This window comes from Grimontia kaedaensis (genome assembly GCF_023746615.1).
GTDB lineage: Bacteria > Pseudomonadota > Gammaproteobacteria > Enterobacterales > Vibrionaceae > Enterovibrio > Enterovibrio kaedaensis.
The window spans coordinates 2,202,915-2,215,516 of sequence record NZ_CP082275.1 but is presented as its reverse complement, the minus strand read 5'-3'; the positions used below and the strand labels follow the sequence as shown (position 1 = coordinate 2,215,516).

Annotated in this window: 12 protein-coding genes; 9 read left to right on the top strand and 3 right to left on the bottom strand. The window is 48.6% G+C overall.

The features are described from left to right. Nucleotides 1–2 precede the first annotated feature (2 nt). A complete protein-coding gene (locus K6Q96_RS09990; protein ID WP_165012316.1) occupies nt 3–569 on the bottom strand; it encodes a PilZ domain-containing protein in 567 nt (188 codons plus the stop codon). A 302-nt stretch (nt 570–871) separates the two neighbouring features. Between K6Q96_RS09990 and lolC the strand changes: the two genes are divergently transcribed. The 3 genes from lolC to lolE are packed head-to-tail and all read left to right on the top strand — an operon-like array spanning nt 872 to nt 4,003. Further along, nucleotides 872–2,068 (top strand): lipoprotein-releasing ABC transporter permease subunit LolC, encoded by a 1,197-nt coding sequence (lolC, locus tag K6Q96_RS09985; RefSeq protein ID WP_251875408.1) that lies wholly within the window; start codon nt 872–874, stop codon nt 2,066–2,068. After that, the gene (lolD, locus tag K6Q96_RS09980; RefSeq protein ID WP_251875406.1) at nt 2,061–2,762 is read left to right on the top strand and encodes a lipoprotein-releasing ABC transporter ATP-binding protein LolD; all 702 of its coding nucleotides are present in this window, start codon (nt 2,061–2,063) and stop codon (nt 2,760–2,762) included. The genes lolC and lolD overlap by 8 nt, the downstream gene beginning before the upstream one ends. Further along, a complete protein-coding gene (lolE, locus tag K6Q96_RS09975; protein ID WP_251875404.1) occupies nt 2,759–4,003 on the top strand; it encodes a lipoprotein-releasing ABC transporter permease subunit LolE in 1,245 nt (414 codons plus the stop codon). The genes lolD and lolE overlap by 4 nt, the downstream gene beginning before the upstream one ends. 123 nt (nt 4,004–4,126) lie before the next feature. Here lolE and K6Q96_RS09970 read toward each other — a convergent pair whose 3' ends face one another. Next, the gene (locus tag K6Q96_RS09970; RefSeq protein WP_251875402.1) at nt 4,127–4,684 is read right to left on the bottom strand and encodes a DUF2062 domain-containing protein; all 558 of its coding nucleotides are present in this window, start codon (nt 4,682–4,684) and stop codon (nt 4,127–4,129) included. Nucleotides 4,685–4,716: 32 nt separating this feature from the next. Between K6Q96_RS09970 and K6Q96_RS09965 the strand changes: the two genes are divergently transcribed. Genes K6Q96_RS09965 through kdsB form a run of 5 tightly spaced genes read left to right on the top strand, consistent with a single transcriptional unit; the run spans nt 4,717 to nt 10,706 of the window. Then, a complete protein-coding gene (locus K6Q96_RS09965) occupies nt 4,717–6,966 on the top strand; it encodes a DNA internalization-related competence protein ComEC/Rec2 (RefSeq protein WP_251875400.1) in 2,250 nt (749 codons plus the stop codon). A 35-nt stretch (nt 6,967–7,001) separates the two neighbouring features. Continuing rightward, on the top strand, nt 7,002–8,759 hold the full coding sequence (gene msbA, locus K6Q96_RS09960; protein ID WP_251875399.1) for a lipid A ABC transporter ATP-binding protein/permease MsbA: 1,758 nt from the start codon (nt 7,002–7,004) through the stop codon (nt 8,757–8,759). A gap of 3 nt (nt 8,760–8,762) precedes the next feature. Beyond that, nucleotides 8,763–9,794 carry a tetraacyldisaccharide 4'-kinase gene (gene lpxK, locus K6Q96_RS09955; protein WP_251875398.1) on the top strand — a complete coding sequence of 344 codons (1,032 nt, stop codon included), beginning with the start codon at nt 8,763–8,765 and terminating at the stop codon, nt 9,792–9,794. After that, on the top strand, nt 9,775–9,957 hold the full coding sequence (locus tag K6Q96_RS09950) for a Trm112 family protein (protein ID WP_005505130.1): 183 nt from the start codon (nt 9,775–9,777) through the stop codon (nt 9,955–9,957). The genes lpxK and K6Q96_RS09950 overlap by 20 nt, the downstream gene beginning before the upstream one ends. Continuing rightward, nucleotides 9,954–10,706 (top strand): 3-deoxy-manno-octulosonate cytidylyltransferase, encoded by a 753-nt coding sequence (gene kdsB, locus K6Q96_RS09945; protein WP_251875397.1) that lies wholly within the window; start codon nt 9,954–9,956, stop codon nt 10,704–10,706. The genes K6Q96_RS09950 and kdsB overlap by 4 nt, the downstream gene beginning before the upstream one ends. A gap of 74 nt (nt 10,707–10,780) precedes the next feature. On the opposite strand, the gene elyC is transcribed toward kdsB, so the two are convergent. Further along, entirely contained in the window at nt 10,781–11,671 is an 891-nt protein-coding gene (gene elyC, locus K6Q96_RS09940; protein WP_251875396.1) for an envelope biogenesis factor ElyC, read from the bottom strand. A 113-nt stretch (nt 11,672–11,784) separates the two neighbouring features. Here elyC and cmoM point away from each other — a divergent pair, with 113 nt between their 5' ends. Continuing rightward, nucleotides 11,785–12,567: a tRNA uridine 5-oxyacetic acid(34) methyltransferase CmoM gene (gene cmoM, locus K6Q96_RS09935; RefSeq protein WP_251875395.1), complete on the top strand. Its 783-nt coding sequence runs from the start codon at nt 11,785–11,787 to the stop codon at nt 12,565–12,567. Nucleotides 12,568–12,602: the final 35 nt, after the last annotated feature.

Here is a 12,602-nt window from a genome sequence, read left to right as displayed (position 1 = left end):
GCTTAGCTGTTTCTTTCCAATGCGCGTTGACGGAGCAGTTTCTGCTGTTGATGAAGTGCGGCGCGTATTAACACGTCTTTGTCTTCTTCTTGAAGGCGAATATATTTCACGCCAACAGCAAACTTACCGTTTTTTTCTTTGCAGCCGTAGACGCTACCGTAGCAGTAAATAGCAGAAGGTGGGTTCTCAAGAAAGAGCTTCAATCGCACATGCTGACCTTTCTCGAAAGCTTTTCGTGCAATGAAAGTAAGGCTGCTCGCACCGAAGGTTTCGGTTTGATAACGGAGTTTAGGGTTGTCCTGTTGCGATAGCATGAAGCCGAGCAGCAGGTTGATTTTTTGATTCTGCGCAAGCAGAAATTTAGTCAGCGCTTGGCTGTCATCGTGGTGTAGGGCCTGGATTTCTTTCTCTACGCCACTGTCGAGGTCTCCACATTCGCTAGCAATGCGAAAAGCGACAGGGATTTCTCGGCCAAATTCTGCTTCAGAAGGCACATGCTCGTCGTCCCCAAGAACCTCAACATTGATCTTGAGGTGCGCATGTACGGAAAAGTATTCGTCCTGGCTCATCTGTAATCCTAAAACCCTGTAGTGCTATTGATTATACCCGCAGTGGCTGAATTTACCCAATCGGCCTGCTGTAGAAGTGTTTATTTTCACAGCACTTAGACAAGACTGAAACGCTAGGTAGTTTAAATTACTGAACGTTTAGCTTGAAAAAGCATCTGATTACCGTGTTCCACACGTGGTTTCGTGGCAATTAGCTGACCTAAAAGGTATTCTTCTTGCCAAAGATTGTTATTTGTTTTTGTGGTTCTCTCTAAGGTCAACAGACCTCATTACTGCGAAACAACGTTTTGAGATCTCATTTTATGTTTCACCCTCTACCGGTGTTTATAGGGCTGCGCTATCTGAGGGGGCGATCCGGCGATAAATTCGGCCGCTTTGTCTCTTATATGTCAACTGCGGGTATCACCATTGGTGTGATGGCGCTGGTGACCGTGCTTTCTGTGATGAACGGCTTTGAAGGCCAATTAAAACACCGCATTCTTGGTGTGATTCCACAAGCCATTGTGGCGGGCGATGCCCAACACGCGCCGGACGTTAACACCTTAGCTAGTCTTGAAGGCGTGACGGGAACAGCGCCGATTGTCAGCACTGACTCCGTGGTTCAGAGCCCTAAGTCCATTTCGGCTGGTAAGTTACTTGGCGTGGATGTCGGCGCGCGTGAGCCAATTCGTGAATTTATGGTTCGTGGTGACTTCGATTCACTGACGCCAGGTAGCTACAATCTGGTTTTGGGGCGCAAAACGGCGCGCGATTTGGATGTTTCTGTGGGGGATAAAGTCCGCGTGATGATCACCAGTGCCAGCCAGTTTACCCCTGTCGGACGCATTCCTTCTCAACGTAATTTCACAGTAACAGGGCTCTACGACACGGCGACCGATGTCGATAATCAACTGATGTTCGGTAATCTCAACGATGTCGCTCGTCTCATGCGTCTTCCCCGTTCCCAGCCATCGGATCTAAGGCTTTTCGTTGAAGAGCCTTTCAACGTACCGACACTGGAAAAAGTCGCAGAGAGCATGGGCTATGAATGGTCCGATTGGCGTGCGCTGCGTGGTGAGTTGTTCCAAGCCGTAAAAATGGAAAAGAACATGATGGGATTGATGCTGAGCCTGATCATCCTGGTCGCGGCGTTTAACATCATTTCCGCGTTGATCATGGTGGTGATGGAGAAGCAATCTGAAGTCGCCATTCTCAAAACACAAGGTATGAATCACAACGGCATCGTGGCGCTATTCGTCGTTCAAGGGGCTAGCAGCGGTGTGATAGGTGCGATATTGGGCGGTATTGCCGGTTCTGTGCTGGCGCTGAACATCAACGAAGTGATGGCGATATTCAACCTGAGCTTGCTGGGGGGCGGATTGTCGCTGCCTGTGGTTTTGAAACCTGAGCAAGTGCTTTCTGTCGTGATTGGTGCTATTGCACTGAGTCTTATTGCAACCCTGTTCCCGTCGTTAAAGGCGGCTTCTGTTCGTCCAGCCGAGGCGCTTCGCTATGAGTAATGCATTGTTAACCTGTTCCAACGTCACCAAAACCTATCAGGAAGGGGAGTTGGAAACTCACGTATTAAAAGGCGTGTCGTTCTCGATTGAAAAAGGCGAACTGGTAGCCATTGTTGGTGCGTCGGGGTCGGGTAAAAGTACGTTACTTCATATTCTCGGAGCGCTGGATACGCTGACCGAAGGTGATGTGTTTTTTGAAGACAAAGACCTGATGAAAATGCGAGCCTCAGAGCAGGCGACACTGCGAAATCAAAGCATTGGTTTTATTTATCAGTTCCACCACCTTCTCGCGGATTTTACTGCTGTAGAAAACGTGGCTATGCCGCTGATGATCGGCGGCGAGAAGCCTGTTGAGGCGAAGCGTCGCGCGATGGAAATGCTGGAAGCAGTTGGTATGGGTCATCGCGGTGAGCATAGACCGTCAGAGCTTTCGGGCGGTGAGCGACAGCGTGTCGCGATTGCCCGTGCTGTAGTGAATCGCCCTGCGCTGGTGTTGGCAGATGAGCCAACCGGCAACCTTGACCACAAAACTGCGTTGGATATTTATGATCTAATGCGTGAGTTAAATAAGGAATTCAATACCGCGTTTTTGGTGGTAACTCACGATCGAGAGCTTGCGCAGAAACTGGATCGTCAGCTTTCGATGCTGGATGGTCAGTTTGTAGAGTCGAACGCTGAGGCCGTGGCGTTATGATGGACTCATTAGCGCTGTTTATAGGGCGCAGATTCAGCAAAGCCAAACGACGCAATAAGCTGGTGTCGTTCATCTCTGTTTCTTCCATGATCGGTATTTCAGTGGGTGTAATGGTGATCATTGTTGGCCTTTCAGCAATGAACGGCTTCGAACGCGAATTGAATAACCGCGTACTGGCTGTGATTCCCCATGCCCAACTTGAAGGCGTTGAGGCGCCAATAAAAGCGTGGCAGGAAATGAAAGAAACCGCTGAGGCCAATCCATGGGTTTCTGCTGGTGCACCTTATGTGACGTTCACGGCCTTGTTGGAAAAGGGAGCCAACTTAAAGCCGGTGCAAATCCGCGGTATCGACCCCGAACAGGAAGTGCGTGTCAGCAATATTGGTGGCTACGTGCTTGATAACGCCTGGTCGACACTCACTCCTGGAAATCATGCTGTGGTGCTGGGTAAAGGCATTGCAGATGGTTTGGGTGTTGAAGTCGGAGATTGGGTGACGGCATTGGTGCCTTCCCCAGATCCAGAGTTGAAGCTGCGTGCTCCCCAACGTATTCGAATGCAGGTTTCTGGTGTGCTGAGCTTGGGTGGTCAAGTCGACCATGGCTTGGCACTTGTGCCGATTCAGGATGCACAGCAATACCTTGATATGGGTGATGCGGTTTCCGGTGTTGCGCTAAGAGTCAAAGACCCACTTGAAGCACGCAAGATCGTTCGTGAAGTGGGGTACACGCTTAAAGAGTATGTGTACCTTAAAAACTGGACGCAGGAATACGGTTTCCTTTACCGCGATATCCAAATGGTGCGCGCGATTATGTATCTGGTGATGGTGTTAGTCATCGGCGTTGCCTGTTTCAACATTGTGTCTACTTTGATGATGGCAGTGAAAGACCGTGCTGCAGATGTTGCTGTGCTGCGTACTATGGGCGCAAAAGATGGCCTGATCCGATCCATCTTTATCTGGCACGGTTTTCTTTCCGGTTTGATCGGAAGCCTGGTGGGCTCGGCTGCGGGATGTTTGATTGCACTGAACCTGACAACAATTGTTGGTGGGATTGAAACACTGACAGGTCAGGACTTCCTCTCAGGTGATATCTACTTTGTCGATTTCCTGCCAACTCAACTACAAATGGGGGATGTCTTACTGGTATCTGTCACCGCGATTGTATTGAGTCTACTGGCGACATGGTATCCTGCGCAGCGAGCTTGCAAGTTGCAACCCGCCGCTGTATTGAGCGCAAGGTAACGGTGATAAGTTGCGCGATTACATCTTAAGGTGAAAAGGTCGCATATCGGCTCGCAGCCTGAATCGGAATAAAAAAATACCCCGCTAATGCGGGGTATTTTTTTATGTATCTGTTTTCGTTGTCTAGCTGTCAGTTTTGGTTTTTTTCTTCTTTAGCGCTTTGATCTTGGGTAGGCGTAGGCGGCGTTGTTGCCAGCTTCTGACCACGGAATATCGCCAAATCCCTCTGACACCAAAATACCCGATAAGACCAAATACCACGCCACAAACGAAGGAACCCAAAAGGAAAGGAGGTCCAATCTGGCTCATTTGATTGAACAGGAAATCCCAAGTCAGTTCAAAGTGGAAGTGGTAGTCGGGCGTGCCCATCAACCATGTTCCGACTTTGTAAGCGCCCCAGAATATCAAAGGCATGGTTATGGGATTGGTGATCCAAACCAATGCAACAGAAAGGGGCAGGTTAACGCCAAACATAATCGCAAGACCGGCAGCCATGATCATCTGGCTCGGAAGCGGCACGAATGCCATAAACAGGCCGACAGCAAATGCGCCAGACGCAGAGCGACGATTCAGGCACCAGAGGTTAGGGTCATAAAGCAGGTTGCCAAAGACCGCCAACGCCTTTTGCTTGCGAATAACGTCGTGTCTAGGGAGAAATTTTTTAATTATTTTTCTTGGCATAGATCTTCATTTCACACGGAACGGGTACCGATATGAAAATCATGCTCGGTATCGTGGTGGCTATAGTCTCGCTTAGATGGTGGCCAGCGCTCCCGGAACCCTCGCTAATACTCGGGTTTCTCGCTGTCATCCTTGTCCAATGCAAACGCGTTCCCCTGTTTGTAATTGGTCTCACCATTGGCTGTCTGGTGGCGTCCAGTGCTGCGTCACTGCATTTGTTTAAAACCAGTACCGCTTTGACAGTGGTTCAGAATACTACCATAGCGGGCAAAGTTGGCAGCCTTTTTACAGGGGAAAAGCAGCAAACAAGTGTAATCTTTGATGTCGACACGGTGAATGGACGGAAATTGAGCGCCTTTGAGAAATTCCGTGCCCGTCTTTATTGGCGCAGTGAATCTCCCGTAAAACAAGGGCAACACTGGGAGCTGAAGGTCCGAATCCGTGAACCTTATGGCAGGGTAAACGAAGCAGGGTTTGACGCAGAAACCTATTTTCTCTCAAAACACATTCATGCCAAAGGCAGCGTACTTTCTGCTAACCTCATTGACGAAGGAATATCAGCCAGGCAGCAGTTATTTGACCGGACACTCCCTCAAATCCTCCCTTTTGAAAACAGTGCGTTTCTCGTTGCACTGGCGTTTGGTGAAAGGGCACTGCTAACCAGCCAAGATTGGATGACGTTAAGGAATTCGGGGCTGGCACGCCTGCTTGCGATTTCAGGGCTTCATATCGGTTTAGCATTCTTATTTGGTTACAGGGTAACCAAAGCTTGCCTACCGCTATTCAATCGATCAGATAGATATCTTTGGCTTTCGGTATTGGCAGGTTTGGGGTGTGCTATCACCTATGCTTGGTTGGCAGGCTTTTCTTTAACGGCTCAAAGAGCGCTCATTGCTTTGGTCGTTTTCATGGCGATTCGACAATCGGGTTTTAGCGTCAGTCCGTTCAATACCTTTTTGTTAGTGCTGGGCATCGTACTACTTATTGATCCGCTGTCGGTATTCTCAGTCAGTTTCTGGCTTTCCTTTGGTGCTGTGATGGTGCTTTGCATCATGACGTTTACGACTGGACGAGGAGAGTCGAAAGGTCCGTTGAATTACGTCATCCAGCTATTTCGCATGCAGTGTTATCTCATTGTCGGCATGTTACCGCTTACATGGGCATGGTTTGGAGGAGTTAGTTTCCTTTCTTTACTCTGCAATCTGATTGCTGTGCCTATCGTGAGTCTGCTGACGGTACCAATCATATTGCTCTCGCTTCTTGCAAGTTCAGTATTTAGCGCTGCGTGGTTATGGCGTCTCGCTGACTATTCACTTTGGCCTATTCGTCAGATGTTAAACCATGTTGATATAGGGTGGCTGGATATTCAACACACATCCATTATGTTTGTGCTTGTTGTTGTGGCGACTTTTTATCTCATGGCTATTTCGAAGTTGTCTGGAATAAAAGTTCTTTCTCTTGCACTGATACTGACGTTGATGGGCTGGCGTGGCTCAATGCACACAACGGATGGGTGGCAGGTCGATGTTCTTGATGTGGGACATGGCTTAGCTGTGCTGGTCGAGAAGGATGGCAAAACAATCCTCTATGACACCGGCGCTGCATGGCCTTCAGCCAGTATCGCGCAATCCGTGATTGAGCCCATTATTTCTTCCAGAAACAGCAAACTAACCGGGTTAATTTTAAGTCACGGAGACAATGACCATTCCGGCGGGGAAGATTGGGTCATCGAAAACCTTTCTCCAGATTGGGTGAGAGCGCCTGAAACTGGAGGTGGATATATTCCTTGTGTCCGCGGAGCAGACTGGCAATGGCAATCGCTGAACTTCGAGGTGCTATATCCCAAAGAAGTATCTGAAGAGGCAGAAAACGAAGACTCTTGCGTTGTACGTATCTCAGACGAAAACTATTCAGTTTTGCTGACGGGAGACTTACCCAAAGAGCAGGAGAACTGGCTGGTAGAGCGGAACGCTGATGTCAGTGCAAATGTACTGCTGGTTCCTCATCATGGTAGCAAGACATCTTCATCGTCAGGATTTATCGATGCAGTCAATCCCAACGCGGCGATCGCATCCACGGGTCGATATACTCCGTGGAACTTGCCGAACCCAGATGTTGTCGATAGATACCGTGAGCGCAACATTTCCTGGTATGAAACCGGGCAACACGGCCAAGTGAGTGTACATTTCTCAGACAAGGGTTGGCGGGTTAGTAGCCAACGTCTTGATATCGAGCCTTTTTGGTACAGGAAGATGTTTGGACCACCCCCAATAAAAGAGTAGAATGCCCGCTACTTGCAAGAATATAAGCCAATATCATGTCATCAAACTACCAAGACAAAACGACCTGGGAAACCTTTAAGCAGCTGTGGCCATACATCGCTAACTACAAAGCGGGCTTGGTGGTAGCCATTATCGCGCTGATTGTTAATGCTGCTGGTGACACCCTTATGGTTTCTATGCTTAAGCCTCTGCTTGATGAAGGTTTTACTTACGACGCTGTCGAAAGCGATTTCCTGAAATGGATGCCGCTTTATCTCGTTGGCTTAATGTTGATTCGAGGTGTGTCGAGTTTCGTTTCTGCGTACTGTATCTCCTGGGTATCAGGTAAAGTCGTGATGACGATGCGTCGCCGCATGTTTAACCATTTCATGAAGATGCCAGTCAGTTTTTTTGATAAAGAATCTTCCGGTGCGCTTCTTTCCCGTATTACCTACGACTCAGAACAGGTTGCCAACGCGACCAGTGGTGCTTTGGTCAGCCTAGTCCGTGAAGGTGCGTCAATCATTGGTCTGATGATTCTGATGTTCTATAACAGCTGGCAGCTCTCTGCGATTCTTTTGGTGATCGCGCCAATTGTTGCTATTGCGATTCGTATCGTTTCCAAGCGTTTTCGTAAAATCTCTTCCAACATGCAGGAAGCCATGGGTTCGGTTACCTCATCTGCAGAGCAAATGCTGAAAGGCCACAAAGTGGTATTGAGCTTCGGTGGTCAGGAAGTTGAAAAGGCGCGTTTTGAAGACGTATCTAACCGCATGCGTCAGCAAACCATGAAACTGGTATCTGCTCAGGCGATCGCTAACCCAGTGATTCAGTTAATTGCGTCTTTTGCTCTGGTCGCTGTGCTTGTTTTGGCAAACACAGATGCTATCCGCAGTGAGTTGAGCGCTGGTACTTTTGCTGTCGTATTTGCTGCCATGTTCGGCTTGATGCGTCCTCTGAAAGCATTAACTAACGTGACCTCACAATTCCAGCGCGGTATGGCTGCGTGTAATAGCTTGTTCGAGCTGATGGAACTGGAAACAGAGAAAGACAACGGCCAACACGTTGCTGAGCGCGTAAAAGGTGATGTTAAGGTCAACGATGTTGTCTTCACTTACCCAACCAAAGATGCGCCAGCGCTTGACCGCGTTACCTTCGATTTGCCTGCAGGGCAGACGTTGGCACTGGTGGGCCGCTCTGGTTCTGGTAAGAGTACCATTGCTAACCTGTTGACCCGTTTCTATGACATCGACAGCGGTGATATCACCATTGATGGCGTAAAAATCGAAGATTACACCCTAAGTAATCTGCGTGATCACGTTGCCATCGTTTCTCAGAATGTTCACCTGTTTAACGATACCATCGCCAACAACATTGCTTACGCGGCTGAGAACGAATACACCCGCGAAGAGATTGAGCGAGCAGCAGATTTGGCTTATGCCTCCGACTTTATCCGCGATATGGATAGTGGTTTCGACACAATCATTGGTGAGAACGGTGTGAGCCTTTCTGGTGGTCAGCGCCAACGTATCGCTATTGCCCGCGCTTTGCTGCGTAATGCGCCAGTGCTGATTCTCGATGAGGCAACTTCTGCGTTGGATACAGAGTCAGAGCGTGCTATTCAGGCAGCGTTGGATGAGCTACAAAAAGACCGCACTGTGCTGGTGATTGCGCACCGACTGTCGACCATTGAAAACGCTGATCAAATTCTGGTTGTCGATGAAGGTGAGATTGTTGAGCGTGGCACTCACGCCGACTTGCTAGCCAAAGATGGTGCATACGCACAGCTTCATCGTATCCAGTTTGGAGAATAACGCTTGGCGGGTTTGGTCGAAAAAATCTGGTTTGAAAACCACCCGCTAGGTTGGATTGGTGCGCCACTTTTGTGGCCGCTGAGTAAGTTGTTTGGCGCGATCGCGAAAAAACGTCGTGCTGAATTTTTAGCCGGCACTAATGATGCCTATCGAGCGCCCGTACCTGTCATTGTGGTTGGTAACATTACGGTGGGCGGCAATGGTAAAACCCCTGTGGTCATTTGGCTGGTGGAGCAATTGAAAGCCAAAGGTTTCAACCCTGGCGTGGTTTCTCGAGGCTATGGTGGTAAGGCTGAAAGTTATCCGTTTGTCGTTGACGACATTACCAACACCGACAAGGCAGGAGATGAGCCTGTTTTAATTTACCAGCGCACCAAAGTGCCTGTCGCTATTTCTCCTGTTCGCAGTGATGCCGTAAAGGCCCTGTTGCCATTAGGCGTAGATATCGTCATCACTGATGATGGTCTTCAACACTATAAACTGGCGCGTGATATTGAATTTGTCATTGTTGATGGTGAGCGTCGTTTCGGCAATCAACAATACATGCCATTTGGCCCGCTACGTGAGCAGACCGATCGCTTGGGCAGTGTGGATTTCGTTGTCTGCAACGGCGCTGAAGCAGAAGCGGATGAAATCGCGATGTCGTTGAAACCTGCTGAGTTCATCAACCTGAAAACGGGCGAACGTGCTTCTGCTGATTCTCTTGACGCCCCTATTGCCTTGGCAGGAATCGGGAACCCACAGCGCTTTTTTAACACCTTGGCCTCTCTTGGTGTTAAGCCTGTGCACTGCGAGCCTTTTGCTGACCACAAAGCATTCGAATATGCCCAATTGGACGCATTGGCGAAGAAAGGCCAGAATTTGCTGATGACGGAAAAAGACGCAGTGAAATGCCGCGCCTTTATCAACCAGGACCCAGACATTGAAAATTGGTGGTATCTGCCTGTTGATGCTGCATTCAGCGACACAGATACGGCCAACATTTTGAACAAAATCATGAAAGTGAAGGATGGATATGGATCACCGACTGCTTGAAATCGTTGCTTGTCCTGCTTGTAAGGGAAAGCTCAACTACAACAAAGAAAAGAACGAGTTGGTATGTAAATTCGACCGCTTGGCTTATCCAATCCGCGAAGGTATTCCAGTCATGCTGACAACAGAAGCGCGCGAAATGTCTTCTGACGAGGTTAAACAATGAAATTCACCGTGGTGATCCCGGCGCGCTATGCGTCGAGCCGCCTACCTGCAAAGCCACTGGTTGATATTGGTGGCAAGCCGATGATCCAATGGGTTTATGAACAGGCGATGAAGTCAGGCGCGGATACAGTCATCATTGCGACGGACGATCAACGCATTGTTGATGCAGCAAATGCCTTTGGCGGTGAAGTATGCATGACACGCGAAGATCATCAGTCAGGCACTGAGCGCTTGGCGGAAGTGGTTGAGAAATACAACTTGGCTACTGATGAAATCATCGTGAATGTTCAGGGAGATGAGCCGCTGATCCCACCAAGCGTAATTCGTCAGGTGGCAGAGAACCTAGCGCGCAGCGAAGCGCCAATGTCGACACTGGCAGTGAACATCGACCATGCGGACGAAGTGTTCAATCCAAATGCGGTGAAAGTCGTCACCGATAAAGACGGTTACGCGCTGTATTTTAGCCGTGCGACGATTCCATGGGATCGCGATAATTTTGCCAAAGCTCCGGCGGAAATTCACCACAACCTTAAACGCCATATTGGTATTTATGGTTACCGAGCGGGCTTCATCAATACCTACATCAACTGGGAACCAAGCCCCATTGAGCATATTGAATGTCTGGAACAGCTTCGTGTGCTTTGGTATGGGGAGAAGATTCATGTGGATGTCGCCATTGAAGCGCCACCAGCGGGTGTTGATACCCCTGAAGATCTGGAAGTGGTGCGTAAACTGATTGCATTTCAGTAAGCCGCAAAAACAAGCACAATTAAAAACGCCCTGATTTAAGTCAGGGCGTTTTTGTTTCGAAAAAGAAATGTAGTTTAGTTAGCTGGGGCGACATTGCCAGCGTCTGGATTTATCGCTTGATCCAGCTCTTTAAGCTCTTCCATCACAGCTTCTCCATTTTGTTCTGGAGAGGTAACGGGGTCACCGTCAAGCACTGCTTCCTGTTGAGCAACTTTGTCCCGTAGGCGCTGCCAAAGCTGGCCCAGGTTTTCATGCCAGTAACGTTCGAACTGCTCAAGGTACTGCGCTCGAGGGCCGTACTTGATCCATGGTTGGTGAATCTCTTTCTGCGCCATGAAGTTGGTTGGTGCTGGAATCGGGTTCAAGCCTGCATTCTCGAACTCATACATTGCACGCGGCATATGGTTTGCCGACGTTACCAAGACCAGATTGTTGTCACCGACAACAGAAGCAGCTTGGAAAGCCTCTTCCCAAGTATCTTTTGCCGTTTCAAGCAAAAGAATATTGTTCTTGTTGACACCCAGTGCCATGGCAACTCTTGCCAGCATTCGCGCATGGCTAACTTCATATCCACCGTCATAGCCTGAAAGGATCAATTTTGATGTCGGATACATGAAGTGAATTCGGATGCCTTCAGTAAGACGCATCAGTGCAACACGTGACAATTCTGACGTTGGTGGAATCTCATCATCAACGACATGTCCGTGACCCAATACCATCACATAGTCGACAGGCTCTTCTGTTGGTAGGAAGGGCTCATATTGACGTTCCAGCTTCATGAGAAGTGAGGAAGTGAAGGGTTGAAAAGAAACCAAAGTCATTAACAGCAGCGAAACAAAAACAAGGAACGAACCGAAGCCTTTGCGCTGGGTAAACCAGATCAAAAAGAGACCGAAGAATCCAAGAAGCAGTAGCGCAGGCAAGGGCATCAGTAAAGTTGATATAAGTTTTTTTAGTTCAAACATGAAATGTCGCCCGAAATATAGTCAAACAGGGGCCAGACAGTACATCAGACCTTTATTAACGGCAGGCTTATGCGAAAATAAACCCCTTAGCAGACAATGATAACGAAGGCACTGTGACAGAGGATAGAAATTTCGACGACATTGCCCACAAATTTGTTAAAAACATTTATGGCTCGGGCAAGGGAGAAATTCGCCAAGCTGTTGTTTGGCAAGATCTCGAATCAATACTTAGACGCTTGGGTGAATCCAGTCCATTAGACATTTTGGACGCTGGAGGCGGTTTAGCGCAGTTATCGCAACAAATTGCACATCGTGGACACAAAGTCACCTTGTGTGACCTTTCTTCACAGATGCTCGAACTGGCCGAAAAAGATATCGAAGAAGCTGGCCTTCTGCCGCAATATCGCTTCGTGCACGCGCCTGCGCAGGAAATCGCACAGCATGTTGATAAACCGTTCGATTTGATGCTTTTTCATGCGGTGATGGAATGGCTGGCAGAACCACGTGAAGCACTGGATGTCGTACTGTCACAAGTTAAGCCGGGCGGTATTGCTTCGGTCATGTTCTACAACCAAAATGGACTGCTGTTTAAGAATTTAATTTGTGGCAATTTGACCCACATAGAAGAGGGCATGCCGCACAGAAAACGTTTCAAACTCCAGCCTCAAAAAGGTCTTCAGCCGGAAGATGTTTACGCATGGATTGAAGAGGCTGGTTTTAATATTTTGGGGAAAAGCGGTGTCCGCACGTTTCATGACTATATGAAAGACACAAGAACGGGCGAGTTCACCTTTGAACAGGTGGTGGCGATGGAGCAAAAACTCTGCCGTCAGGAACCTTTTATCTCGTTAGGTCGCTACATTCACGTGTACGCACAAAGGCCTCTCGAGTCATAACGATTACAAGATTACACGTATACAACAAGGAAAAC

What these genes read in the sequence shown, in the direction of transcription:
- K6Q96_RS09990 (WP_165012316.1), bottom strand. Translation starts at nt 569, where the DNA reads ATGAGCCAGGACGAATACTTTTCCGTACATGCGCACCTCAAGATCAAT.
- lolC (WP_251875408.1), top strand. Translation starts at nt 872, where the DNA reads ATGTTTCACCCTCTACCGGTGTTTATAGGGCTGCGCTATCTGAGGGGG.
- lolD (WP_251875406.1), top strand. Translation starts at nt 2,061, where the DNA reads ATGAGTAATGCATTGTTAACCTGTTCCAACGTCACCAAAACCTATCAG.
- lolE (WP_251875404.1), top strand. Translation starts at nt 2,759, where the DNA reads ATGATGGACTCATTAGCGCTGTTTATAGGGCGCAGATTCAGCAAAGCC.
- K6Q96_RS09970 (WP_251875402.1), bottom strand. Translation starts at nt 4,684, where the DNA reads ATGCCAAGAAAAATAATTAAAAAATTTCTCCCTAGACACGACGTTATT.
- K6Q96_RS09965 (WP_251875400.1), top strand. Translation starts at nt 4,717, where the DNA reads ATGAAAATCATGCTCGGTATCGTGGTGGCTATAGTCTCGCTTAGATGG.
- msbA (WP_251875399.1), top strand. Translation starts at nt 7,002, where the DNA reads ATGTCATCAAACTACCAAGACAAAACGACCTGGGAAACCTTTAAGCAG.
- K6Q96_RS09950 (WP_005505130.1), top strand. Translation starts at nt 9,775, where the DNA reads ATGGATCACCGACTGCTTGAAATCGTTGCTTGTCCTGCTTGTAAGGGA.
- kdsB (WP_251875397.1), top strand. Translation starts at nt 9,954, where the DNA reads ATGAAATTCACCGTGGTGATCCCGGCGCGCTATGCGTCGAGCCGCCTA.
- elyC (WP_251875396.1), bottom strand. Translation starts at nt 11,671, where the DNA reads ATGTTTGAACTAAAAAAACTTATATCAACTTTACTGATGCCCTTGCCT.